Consider the following 16,670-nt stretch of genomic DNA (forward strand, 5'->3'; position numbering starts at 1 on the left):
GTTACGCCTGCCGGGGCTGGGCACGGGGCAGCCGCGTCGCCGCGGCGGCGGCGAACAGGCAGAAGCCGAGCACCCACCAGAAGGTGTCACCGAAGGCCGCGGGGACGTCCGCCCCCGTGGCGGCGAGCCGGTTCTCCAGGATCACCGCCACCGCCGCCGTGCCGACCGAACCGCCCACCGTGTTCAAGAGGTTGAGCGCGCCCGCAGCCCGGGGCAGCTGCTCCGGCTCGATCCGGCTGTAGACGATGTTCATCACCGGCGCGCCGACCATCGACATCCCGAAGCCCCGCACCACCAGCGCCGAGGCGATCACCGCGTCCGGGACCCCGTGCCCCAGCCAGGTGAACGGGGCGGTCCCGGCGACGATCAGCACGATGCCGGCCACCACCAGGGTCCTCGGCGCGACCGTGCCGATGGTCCGGTTGACAAGCACCGAACCGGCCGCCGCGCCCAGCCCCTGGGGGGCGAGCAGCAGCCCCGCCTCCCAGGCCGACATCCCCCGGCCCGACTGGAAGTACAGCGGCAAGAGGAACGTGGTGCCGAACACGGACGCCCCGAGCACCACCAGCGCGAGGGCGGCGGCGCCGAAGGGCGGCCGGGCGAAGAGCCGGGGGTCGACCAGCGGAGTGCCCGGGGTGCGCAGCCCGTGCACGGTGAACGCGGCCAGCATGACGACTCCGGCCACCACGCCGATCGCGGCCGGGGCGGCGCGGTCGTGGGCGACCTCGGTCAGCCCGTACACCAGCACCGCGAGGCCCGGTGAGAGCAGCAGTGCCCCGCGCAGGTCGAACGCCGTCCGCTGCGGGGTTGGGGGGACCACGGGCACGTAACGGCGGGCCAGCAGGACCGCCGCGGCGCCGATCGGCAGGTTGACCAGGAACAGCCAGGGCCACGGCGCGACCGCGAGCACGGAGCCCCCGGCGAGCGGCCCGAACACCGGTGAGAGCAGCGGGACCACGGCGACGACACTGATCACCTTGCCGGTCCGCCCGGGACCCGCGATCCGGGCGAGCAGCGCCTGCCCGGTCGCGGGGAGCAGGCCGCCGCCGAGCCCCTGGATCACGCGGAACACGATGAGGCTCGTCGCCGACCAGGCGCAGGCGCACAGCACCGAGCCGACCAGGAACACGCCGACCGCCGCGAGCCAGACCCGCCGCCCGCCGAAGCGGCCGGCCAGCCAGCCGGACGCGGGGACGGCGGCGACGACGGCCAGCAGGTACGCGCTGGACACCCACTGGATCTCGGCGACGGACGCCCCGAACTCCTCGGTGAGCCGGTCGAGTCCGACGCTGACGATGGTGGCGTCGAGCGAGGCCATGAACGTGCCGAGGACCAGGATGAACGCGACCCGCAGCAGTCCCCGGTCCACGCGTTCGGCGGGCGGGGGCGGCGCCGTGGTCATCGGTCCTCCAGGAGACCGTGCACATCGGCGTCCAGGTACTGCTCCATATTCCTTAGCAGATCGGTCAGTTGGGCCGCGAGCCCGTCGGTGTCCGTGCCGGCCCGGTGGGCGAGCACACCGGTCCAGCCGTCGCCGTCCGGCATGACGGTCAGCGTGGCGGGGTGGTGGGTGGACTCCCGGAAGCGGGTGGAGAGCACGGTGAGTCCGGGGGCGGGCTCGCGCAGGCGGTCCGGGTCGACGGGATAGTTCTCGAAGACCACCATGCTGTCGAAGAGCCTGCGCCGGCCGGTGAGCCGTTCCAGGTCGGACAGGGCCACGTGGTGGTGCTCGACCAGGTCGCGCTGGCGGGCCTGGAGGTCGGTGAGCGCGGCGGCCAGGGTGCCGGTGAGCCGGGCCCGTACCGGCACGGTGTTGGCGAGCAGGCCGATGATCTCCTCCACTCCGTCGAGCGCCGGGGGCCGGCTCGACACCATGGCGCCGAAGCAGACGTCCCGCCTCCCGGAGCGCCGGGCCAGCAGCACCGACCAGACGCCCTGTACCAAGGTGTTCGGGGTCAGTCCGCGCCGGGCGGCGAGCCGGGTCAGCCCGGCCACGAGCGCCGCGTCGAACGTGATGACCTCGGGCTCCTGCCAGGCCGGTCCGCTCCCGTCGCCGCCCAGGTAGTCGCCCTCGGGCAGCCCCTCCAGCTCGGCCGCCCAGGCGTCGAGGTCCGGCTCGTGCTCGGCGCACCAGTCCAGGTAGTCCGCGAACGGCACGGGGGCCGGCAGGGCGGGGGCGGTGTGACCGGTCCGCGCGGTGTACAGGGCGAAGAGCTCGCCGAGGATGCGCGGGGCGGACCAGCCGTCGGACAGGGCGTGATGGCTGGTCAGGACGAGGTCGGCGCGCTCGGGTCCGATCCGGATCACGGTGATCCGGTAGAGCGGGCCGTGCGCGAGGTCGAAGGGTTCGGCGAGGTCGGCGGCCAGCACCTCGTCGGCCGGTGCGTCGGTGACGCGGAACTCCGGCCGGGGCGCGTCCGGGATGACCGCCAGCGAGGCGGGGAACACCGCGCCCAGGCTGGGGTGCCGGGCCAGCAGATCGTCACCGGCGCCGCGCAGGGCCGCGGTGTCGAGCGGGCCCGCGAGCGAGAACACCGACTGCACGGTGTAGGGGTCGGGACGCTCGGTGCGCGAGTGCCGCAGCATCACCTCCTGCAACGGGCTCAGCGGGTGCACGGCGGCGACCGGCCGGTCCCCGAGCGCACCGGTCTCCGGCGCGGCGGCGACCCGCACGAGCGCGGCCCTCAGGCGCTCCGCCAGCTCCTCGATCTCCGCGCCGGTGAACAGCGCGTCCGGCCAGGTGATCCGCACCCCGAGCCGGTCGTCGCGCACCAGGGCGTTGACCATCAGGCTGTACGGGAGGGGCATCGCACCGGAGCCGTCGGAGCCGAGCGGGTCGGCGTCCGGGGCCGGCTGCCACGGCGTCTCGGTCTCCGGGGCGCCGGCGTACTGGCCGAGGTAGTTCCACGCGAGCTCCGGGCGGACCGGGTCGAGCAGGCCCGCCGCGGTGAGGATGCCATGGCCGAGGCCGTCGCCCTGGGCGCGCAGCCGTTCCCGTACCGCCCGCACGTCGTCGCCGGCGTCGAGCCGGACGGGGTGGATTGCGGTGAACCAGCCGACGGTCTGGGAGAGGTCGACCTCGCGCGGCCGGCCATGGCTCTCCAGGGCGACCAGCAGTTCGGGGACGCCGCGCCAGTCGCGTACCGCCTGGGCGAGCGCCGTCAGCAGGACGGCGTCCGGGGTGGTGCGGTGGGCGGCGGGCAGGGTGGTGACCAGGGCGCGGGTGGTGTCCGGGTCGAGCCGGACCTCGTGGTGCGCGGCGGTGTCCACGGTGTCCCGCGCGGGGTCGAGCGGCCGGGCCAGGGGCTCGGTCGCGGTCATCCGCCGCCAGTGCGGGAGTTCGGCGCTCCGGTCGGACTCCCGCAGGGTGCGGGCCCAGCCGAGGAAGGACTGCCCGTGCCGGGTCAGCTCTCCCCCGTCGTGGGCGTGCCGCAGGTCGTCCAGGAGGATGCGCCAGGAGACGCCGTCGGCCACCAGGTGGTGGGCGACCAGGACGAGCCGGCCGGGGCGGTCGGGCCCCGCGTCCACCCAGACCGCGCGCAGCAGTGGTCCGGTGCACGGGTCCATCGCCTCGCGTGCGGCGGCGGTCGCGGCGTCGGCGGCGGCGCGCGGGTCGCCGTCCGCCGGGACGCGCGTCAGGACGTCGGCGCCGGTCACCTGGCCGGCCGGCGGGATGTGCAGTACGTCGCGCCGGTCGCCGAGGCGGGCGCGCAGTACGTCGTGGCGGGCCAGCAGGGCGTCGAGCACGGCCTCCCAGCTCTGCTCGTCGCCGCCGGCCGGGACGCAGACCTCCACCCACTGGCAGAAGCCGTCGGCGGCCTTTCCCGCGCGGTCCAGCAGGTCCCGCATGACCGGGGTCAGCGGGGCGTCCCCGACGGCCGGGGCGGCCTCGCCGTCCAGGGCGCGGGCCCGGGCGGCGATGCCCGCGACGGTCTCGCCGTCGAACACGTCCTTCGGGCTCAGCCCCAGCCCCTGGCGGCGCACCCGGGAGACCAGCTGGAGGGAGACGATGCTGTCGCCGCCGACATCGAAGAAGTTGTCGTCGGGGCCGATGTCGTCGCGGCCCAGGATGTCCCGGAACACGGCGAGCAGCAGCGCCTCCGCCTCGGTGGCCGGTTCGCGCCGGGCGGCGGCGACGGTGGCGGGGGCGGGCAGCGCCGAGGCGTCGAGCTTTCCGCTGGGGCTCAGCGGCAGCCGGTCGAGCGGGACGAGCGCGGTCGGGACCATGTGGTCGGGCAGCCGCTCGGCGAGGTACGCGCGCACCTCGGCGGTGTCCGGGTCGGCGTCGTCGGTCGGGATGACGTAGCCGACGAGCCGGCCCTCGCGCATCACGACGGCGCTTGCGCGGACATCGGGGTGCCCGGTGAGGGCGGTCTCGATCTCGCCGAGTTCGACGCGGAAACCGCGCACCTTGATCTGGTGGTCGGCGCGGCCGAGGAAGACCAGCTGTCCGTCGTGCCGCCAGCGCACCAGGTCGCCGGTGCGGTACATGCGGGTGCCGGGCGGCCCGTACGGATCGGCGACGAACGCGCCGGAGGTCAGCCCGGGGCGGCCCAGGTAGCCGCGGGCCACGCTCGGACCGCCCAGGTACAGCTCGCCGGTGACGCCGACGCCGACCGGCTGGAGTCCGCCGTCGAGCACATAGGCGCGGACGTTCGGATCGGGCCGGCCGATCGGCAGCGGTCCGGCGTCGTCCGGGTCGTAGCGCCAGGTGGTGGAGTTGATGGTGACCTCGGTCGGCCCGTAGGCGTTGAACAGCGCCCGGCGGCCCCGGCCCCAGCGGTGGGCCAGCTCCGGGTCGAGCCGTTCGGCGCCGACGACGAAGAACACGTCGGGGTCGACGGTGCGGTCGTCGGGCATGGCCGCGAGGAACGACGGGAGCAGGTTGACGCCGGTGACCCGGTGTTCCGCGATGTAGTCGAGGAGTTCGTCGCCGGGTACCCGGACCTCCTCGGGCGCGATGACCGACGTGCCGCCGGACAGCAACGGCACCATGGTCTGCCAGAACGCCACGTCGAAGCCGGTCGACGCGAAGTGCAGATAGCGGTCGTGCTCGGTGACGCCGACGACCTCCTCCTGGAGGGCGATCAGATCGGGCACACCCCGGTGGGTGACGCCGACGCCCTTGGGCCGGCCGGTGGTGCCCGAGGTGTAGATGACGTACGCGAGTGCGTCGTCGGTGAGCCGGGCGCGCGCTTCGGCCGGGTCGGTGTCCGGTACGGAGGCGAGGGTGGCCGGGACGTCCAGGCGCAGGACGGGGAGCTCGCGGTCGACGGGCAGTTCGGCACCGGTCGTCACGACGGCCGCCGGCACAATGTCGTCGAACATGTACGCGAGCCGTTCGCGCGGGTAGGCCGCGTCCATCGGTACGTACACCGCGCCCGCCTTGGCGACGCCGAACAGGGCGACGGTCATCTCGATGTCCCGGCCGATGAGGACGGCGACGGGGTCCTGGGGCCGGACGCCGTGCGCGATGAGCGCGTGGGCGAGGCGGTTGGCCCGCCGGTCGAGTTCGTCGTACGAGAGGCTGCGGTCGCGGCAGACCAGCGCCTCGCCGCCGGGCTTGCGCCGGACCCAGCCGGCGAACTCGTCCAGCCAGTGGCCGCGTTCCTTCGCGGCGACGGTCCCGGTGCCCGTACGCAGCATGCGGGCGCGCTCGTCGGCGTCGAGGGCCGGCAGCGCGACGGCGGGCCTGTCCGGGTCCTCGGTGATCTCGTGGAGCAGGTTGCGCAGCCAGCGGCCGTAGTCGCGCACGGTGTCCCGGTCGAACGCGCCGGGCTGGTAGCCGAGGCCGACGGTGATCTCGTCGCCCGGGATCACGATGACGGTGAGGGCGTAGTGCGTGGCGTCCGTGATGTCGACGCCGCTGAGGTCGAGGCCGGGGGCGAGCGGGGTGCGGGTGCGGCTGGAGAGCGGGAAGTTCTCCATGACGAGCATCGTGTCGAAGAGTTCGCCGATGCCCGCGGCCCGCTGGATGCCGGGCAGTCCGACGTGGTGGTGCTCGGCGAGGGCGACGCTCTCCGCGTGCACCTGGGCCATGAGGTCCGTAGCCGTGCGGTCCGGGGTGTACCGGACGCGGACCGGGACGGTGGTGCCGAGCTGGCCGATCATCGACTCGACGCCGTCCACCTCGGCGGGCCGGCCGGAGACCGGGCAGCCGAACACGACGTCGCGGCGGCCGGTGAGCCTGCCGAGGAGCAGGCCCCACGCCGTCTGGAGGACCGTGGTCAGGGTGATGCCCTGCTCCCGGGCGAAGGCGCGCAGCCGGGCGCTGAACTCGCGGCCCAGCTCGACGGTCTCCCGGCCCGGCCGTTGCACGGCGTTGCCGGTGCTCGCGGGGGCCAGCCGGGTCGCGTCGTCCACTCCCGCGAGCGCCTGGCGCCAAGCGGCGACGGACGCCTCCTCGTCCCGGCCCGCCAGCCAGTGGAAGTACTCCGGCAGGGGCGGGGAGGCGGGTGCGGCGGGGCCGCCGCCGAGTTCCGCGTAGATCGCGAGGAGGGTGCGGCCGACGATGGGCATCGACCAGCCGTCGAGCAGGGCGTGGTGGTTGGTGATGACGAGCTTGTGCTCGGCGGGCCCGACCCGGGAGAGCAGGAAGCGGATGAGCGGCGGCCGCGCCGGGTCGAAGGGGCGCGCCAGGTCGGTGCGGGCCGCTTCGGCGAAGTCGTCGTCCTGCCGCCATTCCAGGTCGACGTCGGCCGGGATCACCTGCACCACGTCGTCCCCGACGGTGCCCAGGTGGACGCGGAGCGCGGGGTGGCGGCGCAGCAGCTCATGGGCGGCGCGGGCCATCCGGTCCGGATCCAGTTCCCCGGACAGGGTGGTGACGGCCTGGACGACGTAGACATCGGTCTCCGTGTCGTCGCGGACCAGGGTGTGGAAGGAAAGACCGAGCTGGAGCGGGGTGGCGGGCAGCACGTCGCTGACCCGGCCGGTGCGCTCCAGGGCGTCGATCGCCTCCTGGTCGAGGGCCACCAGCGGCAGGTCGGAGGGGGTGAGCCCGCCCGTGGTGTGCAGGGCGTGCGCGGCCAGCGCGTCGAGCGCGGCGGCCCAGCAGTCCTGGAGGGCGGCCACGGCGTCGGGTCCCAGGACCTCGCCGGCGGCGGTCCATTCCACGGCGAGCCGGGGGGTGTCGCCCTCGTGCACGAAGCAGTTGAGGGCCAGCACCTGTTCGAGGGCCTTGGCGTCGGGCTCGGTCACCGAGAACGCGTCGTGCTCGGGGAGCCGCCAGCCGTCGGCGGCCGGTGGGGCGAACCTGCCCAGGTAGTTGAGCAGCACGTCCGGCGGCGGCGTCGCGCCCAGTTCCGGGCCCGCCTCCGGGTCGAGGTGGCGCAGCACCCCGTATCCGATGCCGTTGTCGGGGGCGGCGCGGCGGGCCTCCTTGGCGGCGCGCAGCGTCGCGCGGACGTCGTCGGAGGCGGGCACGCGGACGGGGTACTCGCTGGTGAACCAGCCCACCGTGCGGGCCAGGTCGAGGTGTTCGCGCCCGTGTCCCTCCATGGTCACGGTGACGGTGTCGCCGCGCAGGCCCCAGCCGCGCAGGGCGAGGACGAGGGCGGCGAGCAGGACCTCGTCCACGCCGGCCCGGTAGGCGGCGGGCAGCGTGGTGAGCAGGGCCTCGGTGGCCTCGTGCGAGGCGGTCGTGACCGAGCGGTGGGCGGTGGCCACGGTGTCGCGTACGGGGTCCAGGGGGCGGGCGCCGAGCCGGGACGCCGAGCCCAGGGCCGTACGCCAGTGGGAGAGTTCACCGCGCCGGGCGCCGGTCCTGCCCTGGTCGGCGAGGAGCTGGGCGTGGCGGCGCCAGGAGGTGCCGACGGGTTCGAGGGCGCCGCCGGCGCAGGCGGTGTGCAGGTCGGGCAGCAGGACGCGCCAGGACACGCCGTCCATGGCGAGGTGGTGCACGACGACGACGAGCCGGTCCTCCGCGCCCTCCCCCGTGCGCAGCAGGGCGGCGCGGACCAGGTCGCCGGTGCGCGGGTCGAGCCGGCCGGCGAGCCGACGGGCCAGGGCGGCCACCTCTTCGCCGGTGACCTCCTCGACGGCGGCCCGGACCGTGCCCCGGGGCAGGATCTCCGGCTCGCCGGCCACGCGCAGCCGCAGCGCGTCGTGGTGGTCGATGAGGGCCTGCACCCCCCGGGTCAGCTCGTCCGGGGTGAGCGCGTCCACGTACAGGGCGGTCCACTGGGCGTATCCGGCGACCGTGTCGATGTCCGGGTGCGGGTCGAGCAGGGCGCGCACGATGGGCGGGGCCGGCACCGGGCCGACCGGCTCGTCGGCCGGGGCCTCCGCCCCGTCGAGCAGTTCGGCGGAGGCGGCGAGCGCGGCGAAGGTGCGGCGGGCCAGCAGGTCCTTCGGGCGCAGTCCGAGGCCGAGGGCGCGCAGCCGGCTGCTGACGGTGATCGCGGTGATGCTGTCCCCGCCGAGGGCGAAGAAGTCGTCGTCCACGCCGACCCGTTCGACGTCGAGCGCGTCGGCGAGGACGGTGCACAGCAGCCGTTCGCGTGCGGTGCTCGGTTCCCGGCCGCCGCCGGGCAGGGCGGGCGCGGGCAGGGCTGCGCGGTCGAGCTTGCCGTTGGGCGTGACGGGCAGGGAGCCGAGGACCACGACGGCCGCGGGCACCATGTGTTCGGGCAGCCGCTCGGCGAGCCGGGCGCGTGCCTCGTCGCCGGTGACGGAAGCGGAGACGATGTAGCCGACGAGCCGTGAGGACAGGACCCGGGCGGCCGCCGCGGTGACCCCGGGCAGGGCGGCGAGGGCCTGCTCGACCTCGCCGGTCTCCACCCGGTGGCCGCGGATCTTGACCTGTCCGTCGCCCCGGCCGCCGTATTCCAGGCCCCGGCCGGGCAGCCACCGGGCCCCGTCGCCGGTGCGGTACATCCGGTCGCCGGGGGCGCCGAAGGGGTCGGCGACGAAGCGCTCGGCGGTGGCCCCGGGCCGGCCCAGGTAGCCGCGGGCCAGGTGCGGTCCGGCGAGGTACAGTTCGCCGGCCGTGCCGGGCGGGACGGGCTGGAGGGCGTTGTCCAGGACGTAGGCCCGGGTGCCGGCGAGCGGGTGTCCGATGACCGGGTCACCGCCGTCGATGCGGGCGGTGGTGGCGTCGACGGTCGCCTCGGTCGGCCCGTACATGTTGCGCGCGGCGATCCCGGAGGCGGCGACGCGGTGCCACAGGGCGGGCGGGGTCGCCTCGCCGCCCAGGAGCAGGAGCGCCGGCGGCAGGTCGAGCAGGCCGGCGTCGATGAGCGGGGCGGCCATCGAGGGTGTGGTGTCGATGATGTCGATGCCGTCGCGGGTGTACGAGGCGAGCAGGGCGTCCGCGTCGCGGACGGTCTCGGCGTCGTACACGTGGAGTTCGTGGCCGCAGAGCAGCCAGACGAGGTGTTCGAAGGCGGAGTCGAAGGCGAAGGAGTAGGTGTGCGCGGCTCGCAGCCGGCGGCCGGTGGCCCGTTCGGCCTCCGCGACGACCGTGGACCGCTGGTGGTGCAGCAGCGCGGCGAGCCCGCCGGTGCGGCCGAGCACGCCCTTGGGGCGGCCGGTCGATCCGGAGGTGTGGATGACGTAGGCCAGGTGCTCGGGGTGGCGGGGCCGGGAGAGTTCGGCGGTGGTCAGCGGGGCGCCGGAGAGGTCCGCGGCCTCGGCCAGGAGGGTCTTCCAGGGCAGTCCGTCGACCGTGCCGTCGGTGAGGACGAGGACCGGGTGGGTGTCCGCGACGAGTTCGCGCAGCCGCTCGGGCGGGTGCGCGGCGTCCAGCGGCAGGAAGGCGGCGCCCGCGTCCAGCACGGCGAGCAGAGCGACGACGGCGTCGGCCGAGCGCGGCAGGGCGAGCGCGACGATGTCCTCGGCTCCGACGCCCCGGGCGCGCAGGGCGCGGGCCACGCGGTGGACCCGGTCGGCGAGTCCGGCGGCGGTCAGCCGTTCGTCGCCGCAGACCAGGGCGGTGTTCCCGGGTCCGGCGGCGGCCATCGCGTCGAAGGCGGCGGGCACGTCGAGGGGGGTGCCGGGCAGGGCGGGCGGGCTCCACCCGGCGGGCAGCCCCTCGCCGGTGAGCGCGATCCGGGCGACGGGCAGGCCCTCGACGAGCCCGGCGAGCAGGGCGCGCAGCCCGCTCATCAGGCTGTCGACGGCCGCTTGATCCTTGGCGCGGGCGTCCACCTCGAAGCCGAGCAGGAGCCCGCCGTCGCGGGTGGGCAGGACGCTGAGGCCCATGTCCTCGGGCGGTCCGCCCGCGACGTTGCGCATGACGCCGGCCGCCCCGGCGAAGTCGAGCGTCAGGTCGAACGCCTTGAGGTTGATGCCGCGTCCGTGCAGCAGCGCGCCGGCGCCGGGCACGCCGAGGTCGCGGGGCAGGTCCTCGCCCCGGTAGCGCTGGTGATCGCGCATCTCGCGCATGGCGGTGGCCACGCGCCGGCTCAGCTCGCCGAGCCGGTCGTCGCCGCGCACGGTGACCCGCATCGGCAGCACGTTGACGGCCATGGCGGGGGTCCGCAGCGCGGCGGAGCCGGTCCGGCACATCAGGGGCAGCGCGAAGACGACGTCGGTGCGACCGAGCATGCGGTGCAGGAAGGCGGCGTAGCAGGCGATCAGGGCCTCGCCCCAGGCGACGCCCTCCGCGTCCGCGAAGGCGCGCAGGGCGGCGGTCTCCTCGGCGCTCAGGACGGCCCGCGCGGTGAGCGTGCGGGCGGGCGCGCCGGCCGTGTCGGGCCCGTCCTGGGCGTCGACGTCGGGCAGCGGCGTGAAGCGCTCGACCCAGTACGCGCGGTCCTCGGCGGCCCGGTCGCTCTCGCGGTACGCGGTGTCCTCGGCGACGAGCGTCGCGAACGCGCCGAACGTCGAGCGGGGCGGTTCGGTGCCACGGACCAGGGCGGTGTAGTGGGCTGCGGTGCGGCGGGCGAGCAGGGCGGCGGTGTAGCCGTCGAAGACGAGGTGGTGGCCGAGCTGGGTGTACCAGACCTCGCGGTCGGACAGTCTGATGACGGTACGGGAGTGGAGCGGGCGGTCCGTCATGCCGCGGCACGCCTCGGCGAGCCGGGCGCGTTCGGCGTCGACCAGCGCCTGGGCCGCGGCGGCGGGGTCGGCCTCGGCGCTCACGTCGACGAGCGGCGGGAGGGCGACGGGTCCGGTGCCGACGGCCTGGCGTGGGCCCTCGGGCGTCTCGTACACCCTGAGCCGCAGGCTCTCGGCCTCCTCGGTGGTGGCCCGGACCGCCCGCGCGAGCGCGTCCGTGTCGACGGGTCCCTCGCCGGATATCTCGATCACGTCGCCGACCACGTAGTACGGCGAGTCGGGTTCGATGCGCTGGGCGTTCCAGATGCCGAGTTGGGCGCCGGTCAGCGGAAGAAGGCCGTCCGGGGGCACGCTCGCGGGGGTCAACTTACTCTCCTTGCAGGGTGGGGACGACCATCGGAGTGCCGGTCACGGGGTCCGGGACGACGACGCTGGGCAGGTCGAAGACGTCCTTGATCAGCGTGGCGTCCACGATGTCCGCGGGGTCGCCCTCGGCGACCACCTCGCCGGCCTTCATGGCCACCAGGTGGTCGGCGAACCGGCACGCCTGGTTGATGTCGTGCAGGACCGCGACGACGGTGCGGCCCTCGTTGCGCAGCTTGGCGAGCAGGCCGAGCAGTTGGTACTGGTGGGTGATGTCGAGGAACGAGGTGGGTTCGTCCAGCATCATGTAGGGCGTCTGCTGGGCGAGCACCATCGCCATCCAGACGCGTTGCCGCTGCCCGCCCGAGAGTTCCTGTACGGGCCGGTCCGCCAGGTCCGCGACGCCGGCGGCGGCCATGGCCCCGTCGACGGCCGCCTGGTCGCCGTCCGACCACAGGGCCAGCATCGACTGGTGCGGGAAGCGGCCCCGGGCCACCAGCTGCCGGACCTTGATGTCCTCGGGTGCCGTGGGGTCCTGCGGCAGGAAGCCGAGCTGCCTGGCCAGCGCCTTGGTGCCGAACGCGCCGACCTCGCGACCGTCGAACTCCACCTGCCCGGAGTGCGGTTTGAGCAGCCGTACGAGCGCGCTCAGCAGGGTCGACTTGCCGCAGGCGTTGGGCCCGACGATGGCGGTGAAGGCGCCGTCGGGTACGTCGAGGGTGAGCCGTGTGGACACGACGCGGTCTCCGTAGCGCAGGGTGATCTCCCGCGCCGTCAGGCGTGCGGTCACGCGCGCCTCACCTCCTTGGTCAGCAGCCAGATCAGATAGCAACCGCCGATCGCGGTGCTCACGACGCCCACGGGCAGGGCGACCGGGGCGAGCAGCATCTGCGCCACCAGGTCCGCGCCCTGGAGCAGGACCGCCCCGGTCAGCGCGGCCGGGATCAGCGGAATGCCGGCGGCGCCCGCGAGCCGGCGGCCGATCTGCGGCGCGGCCAGCGCGATGAACGCGATGGGCCCGGCCACGGCGGTGACCGTGGCGGTGCAGCCGACGCCGACCACGACCATCAGCAGCCGCAGCCGGTCGAGCCCGACGCCGGTGGTCACGGCGACCGGGTCGCCGAGCGCCGCCTGGTGCATGGCGTGGGCCCGGGTGGTCATCAGGAGCAGCAGCACCGCGATCACGGCGAACGGGATGCCCAGGTCCTCCCAGCCGACGCCGTTGAGGGAGCCGGCGCTCCAGCCGACGGCGGCGATGGCCACCTCCAGCTCGGCGCGCAGCACGATCCACGAGTTGATCGCGGTCACCATCGCGTTCACGGCGATTCCGATGACCACCAGCCGGAGCCCGGAGAAGCCGTGTTCGAGCGAAAGCAGGTAGATGGCGGCGGCGACGACCAGTCCGCCGGCCACGGAGCCGACGGCCAGCTGGGCGGAGGTGCCCGACAGCACGGTGAGGGCGACGAGGGCGCCGGTGTAGGCGCCGGCGTCGAGCCCGATGACGTCGGGGCTGCCCATGGGGTTGCGGGTGAGGTTCTGGAAGAGGGCGCCCGCGACACCGAGTGCCAGGCCGAAGACGATGCCGGCGAGCACGCGCGGCAGCCGCCAGTCCCGGATCACCACGGAGTGCTCCGAGCCGGTGAGGACGGCGAACACCCGGGAGGGCGACGACCATGACGCCCCGTAGCACAGCCCGAGGAGGCCGAGGCCCAGCATCAGGGCGACGAGCACCGCGACGAGTACCACCGCGCGGCGTTCGGCGCGCAGTCCGCGTATGTTCACAGCGACCCCGCCCCGTAGCGGCGGACCGCCCAGATCAGCATGGGGCCGCCGAGGAACGCGGTCACGATGGCCACCGGCACCTCGCCGGTGGGGAGCAGGACGCGGGAGGCCGTGTCGGCGACGAGGAGCAGGACGGGGCCGAGGACCATGGTGTAGGCGATCAGCCACGGCACCGACCCGGCGGCCGGTTTGCGCACCAGGTGCGGCACGATCAGCCCGACGAAGAGGATGGGCCCCGCCACCGCCGTCGCCGCCCCGCTGAGCACGGTGATGAGGACGAGGGTGACGATCCGGACGCGACCGACATGGGCGCCGAGGGTGTGCGCCACGTTCTCGCCGAGCGTCAGGGCGTTGAGGGCCCTGCTCAGCAGCAGCGCACCGGCCAGGGAGACCGCGATGGCGGTCAACGGCCAGGCGAGCGGCGCCTGTTCGCGTCCGGCCAGGGTACCGACGGACCAGAAGCGGTACACGTCGAAGGTATCGGGGAGCATCAGCCGCAGGCCGAGGGAGACGCCGCTCAGCACCGCGGTCAGCGCCACCCCGGTGAGCACCAGGCGCAGCGGTGAGCGGCGGCCGACCGCGGCGACGAGCACCGCCGCGATCGCCGATCCGATGACGGCGAAGCCGAGCTGTCCGGCCTGTCCGGCGGCCAGGCCGAGTGCGGACCCGATGGTGACGGCGAACCCGGCGCCCGCGGTGACCCCGAGGATGCCGGGCTCGGCCAGCGGGTTGCGGGCGAGCGTCTGGATGAGCGCGCCGGAGACGGCGAGCGCGGCGCCGACGGCGACGGCGAGCATGGCGCGCGGCGCCCGCACGTCCCGGACGATGACGTGGTCGTCGGTGCCCCGGTAGTCGAACAGTGCGCGCACGACTTCGCCGGGGGCGACATGGCGGGCCCCGACGCCCATGCTGAGGACGGCGAGAGCGGCCAGCAGGATCAGTCCGCCGACGAGCAGGGCGGTCTGCGGAACGGCCCGCCTGTCTCCCGCCGCCTCGGACGCGCGGCCCGCGACGGTCACCGGTTCAGCAGCGGAGCGAGCGACTGGTCGATCGCGTCCAGGGTCATCAGGGCCTCGCCGTAGGTGGCGGCCTCGGTGTAGCGGAACGGGTAGACCTTGCCGGCCTTGACGGCGGGCAGGTTCTTCCAGAGCTTGGAGTCCAGGACGTACTTGACGGACGGCGGGACGCTGCCGTCGGCGCTGACGGAGTAGGTGACCGCGTCGGCCTCGCGGAAGGCGTCGGGCAGCTCCTCGATGGAGGGGTACTCGCTGACGGCCTGGGAGCCCGGGCCGGGCTTCTTCACCTTGCCGTAGTAGGTGGCGCCCAGGTCCTCGGCGATGTTGGTGCCCCAGGAGCCGTTGAACTCGCGCTGGAAGGTGCCCTTGGCGGCGTCACCGTACGCGCCGACGTGGCCGAGCTTCAGCTTCGGCAGGACGTCCTTGTACGTGGCGGCCAGTTCGGCGGCCTTGGTGTCGTACGTCTTCTTCCGGGCGTCGAACTGCTCCAGCGCTCCGGCCGCGTCGGCCTGCTTGCGGGAGAGGTCGCGCCAGGCGGACGGGAGGCTCGGGCCGATCGCGACGACGGGGGCGATCGACTTCAGCCGCTTCATGTCGATGTCGCCGAGCACGGGCGCCGGCACACCGATGACGATCAGATCGGGCTCGGCCTCGGCGATGGCCTCGTAGTTGGTCTCGGCCGCCTGCTCGCCCGCCACCTTGGTGAGCTTCTTGTAGGTGGCGAGGTCCTCCTTGTTCATCATCGGCTCGCCGCGCTTCCACGACGAGATGCCGACCAGCGGTGCGTCGGCCTCGATCAGCGCGGGCACGGCATAGCCGGTGGCCACCACACGCTTCGGGTTCGCCGGGATCGTGATCTTGCCGTTGTCCGCGGTGAACACCCGGGTCTCGGTCTTCTCCGAGGCGGACTCCGACCCGCCGTCGGAGGAGGACCCGCATCCGGCCAGTACGAGGGCCAGCGCGACGGCGCCGACCAGGCCGGACGATCTGCGTATGGACATTCCGAAGCTCCTTGTTACTTAGGTAAGGCTCACCTTACTTGATGGCCTTTCGGAGGGACAACCCGCAGGTTGAGCGCCACCCGGTCATGCGAGGGATCAGTGGCCGTGACCGTGGTCGTGGTCGTCCTCGTCGAAGTCCGCGACGCCCCGCTTCCAGTAGCCGGTGATGTCGTAATCGGCCTTGTCCAGGCGGAGTTCGTCCCGGACCCAGCGGCGCAGCGGCTTGATCTGCCCGGCCTCGCCCGCGACCCACACGTACGTCCGCTCCCCCTCGGGCACGGTGACGGACATCGCGGCCCGGGCCAGCGCGTCACCGGACCCGGCGGGCGCGCCGTCGCGGTGCAGCCAGCGCACCTCGACGCCCTCGGGCGCGGAGAGCCCGATCTCCTCGGCGGCGTCCGCGACTTCGATGAACGCCCAGCCCTTCGCGGTCCTCGGCAGCTCCTCCAGCCATCGCGCGACGGCGGGCAGGGCGGTGAGGTCCCCGACGAGCAGGTAGCGGTCGTAGGTGTGCGGGACGATCAGCCCGCCGGGCGGCCCGGCGACGTGGACGGTGTCGCCGGGCCGCGCCCTGCCGGCCCAGTCGGAGGCGAGTCCGCCCTCGTGGACGGCGATGTCGATGTCGATCTCACCGGCCACGGGGTCGTAGCGCCGCACGGTGTACTCACGCGAGGTGGGCAGCGGCCGGGGCCAGCGCAGCATCGCCCCGTTCCGCTCGGGCAGACGCAGGGTGCCGTCCGGCTCCCGGAAGATCAGTTTCACGTGCTCGTCGGGCGCGTGGGCCTCGAACCCGTCGGCGCCGGGGCCGCCCAGCGTCACCCGCAGCAGGCCCGCGCCGACGGCAGCCGTGCGTACGACCTCGGTCTCCCGGATGCCGATCGGGTAGCCGACCTTCTCGGCGTGCAGACCGGCGCGCACCTCGGCGATCCGGTCCAGGTGGCGGTCGCGGTGGTCGGTGCGGCTCATGCGGCCCCACCCGCCAGCAGCGCCTGCCAGTGCCCGAGTTCGGGCAGCTCGAACAGGTCGGGGAACTCCAGCGTGGTCGCCCCCGCCGCGCGCCAGCGCTCCACCAGGACCATGATCCGCATCGAGTCGAGACCGAGGTCGACCAGGTTCTCGTCGGGCGCGATCTCACCGGGCTCGCAGCCCAGCAGTTCGGCGATATCGGCCCTGACACGGTCGGGCGACAAGGTCTGACTCATGGGAATACTCCTCGGTGGGTGGGCGCCGACGGCGGGTCGGAGCGAGAGTGACGGTGCTTACGGGGCCCGGCACCGGGGTGCGCGCGCGAACACCCGCCCGGAGCGGGGACATGCACAGGGCGCGCGAGGGCGCGGCTCGGCCCGCCGGCGGGACACGGCACCCGCGGCGAAGGTGTACGGAATCGGCCGCAGCCCCCTCCGGCCGAGGCAAGGCTAACCTAACATCGACACGTGCGACACGGGCACCCACCCGGCCAACCGGGGCTCCGCGAGGCGCAGTTCGGATGCCGGATCCATGACCCGAA

8 protein-coding genes are annotated in these 16,670 nt (G+C 74.4%); all 8 read right to left on the bottom strand.

Annotated features, from left to right (window positions below):
* Position 1: 1 nt before the first annotated feature.
* The 8 genes from ABZ565_RS27380 to ABZ565_RS27415 all read right to left on the bottom strand — a co-directional run bounded on the left by ABZ565_RS27380 (position 2) and on the right by ABZ565_RS27415 (position 16,365).
* Positions 2 to 1,402 (bottom strand): MDR family MFS transporter, encoded by a 1,401-nt coding sequence (locus ABZ565_RS27380; RefSeq protein WP_361032238.1) that lies wholly within the window; start codon positions 1,400 to 1,402, stop codon positions 2 to 4.
* The gene (locus ABZ565_RS27385; protein ID WP_361032241.1) at positions 1,399 to 11,367 is read right to left on the bottom strand and encodes an amino acid adenylation domain-containing protein; all 9,969 of its coding nucleotides are present in this window, start codon (positions 11,365 to 11,367) and stop codon (positions 1,399 to 1,401) included. Before ABZ565_RS27385 ends, ABZ565_RS27380 begins: the two co-directional genes overlap by 4 nt.
* A 1-nt stretch (position 11,368) precedes the next feature.
* On the bottom strand, positions 11,369 to 12,154 hold the full coding sequence (locus ABZ565_RS27390; protein WP_361032244.1) for an ABC transporter ATP-binding protein: 786 nt from the start codon (positions 12,152 to 12,154) through the stop codon (positions 11,369 to 11,371).
* Positions 12,151 to 13,080: an iron chelate uptake ABC transporter family permease subunit gene (locus ABZ565_RS27395; protein ID WP_361032394.1), complete on the bottom strand. Its 930-nt coding sequence runs from the start codon at positions 13,078 to 13,080 to the stop codon at positions 12,151 to 12,153. Before ABZ565_RS27395 ends, ABZ565_RS27390 begins: the two co-directional genes overlap by 4 nt.
* 62 nt (positions 13,081 to 13,142) lie before the next feature.
* Positions 13,143 to 14,165 (bottom strand): iron ABC transporter permease, encoded by a 1,023-nt coding sequence (locus ABZ565_RS27400; RefSeq protein ID WP_361032247.1) that lies wholly within the window; start codon positions 14,163 to 14,165, stop codon positions 13,143 to 13,145.
* A complete protein-coding gene (locus ABZ565_RS27405; protein ID WP_361032250.1) occupies positions 14,162 to 15,163 on the bottom strand; it encodes an ABC transporter substrate-binding protein in 1,002 nt (333 codons plus the stop codon). The genes ABZ565_RS27400 and ABZ565_RS27405 overlap by 4 nt, the downstream gene beginning before the upstream one ends.
* A 96-nt stretch (positions 15,164 to 15,259) precedes the next feature.
* Positions 15,260 to 16,129, bottom strand: a complete 870-nt coding sequence (locus ABZ565_RS27410; RefSeq protein ID WP_361032253.1) for a siderophore-interacting protein — start codon at positions 16,127 to 16,129, stop codon at positions 15,260 to 15,262.
* Positions 16,126 to 16,365: a phosphopantetheine-binding protein gene (locus tag ABZ565_RS27415; protein ID WP_361032256.1), complete on the bottom strand. Its 240-nt coding sequence runs from the start codon at positions 16,363 to 16,365 to the stop codon at positions 16,126 to 16,128. The genes ABZ565_RS27410 and ABZ565_RS27415 overlap by 4 nt, the downstream gene beginning before the upstream one ends.
* Positions 16,366 to 16,670: the final 305 nt, after the last annotated feature.

It is taken from the genome of Streptomyces sp. NPDC016469 (assembly GCF_040632905.1).
Lineage (GTDB): Bacteria > Actinomycetota > Actinomycetes > Streptomycetales > Streptomycetaceae > Streptomyces.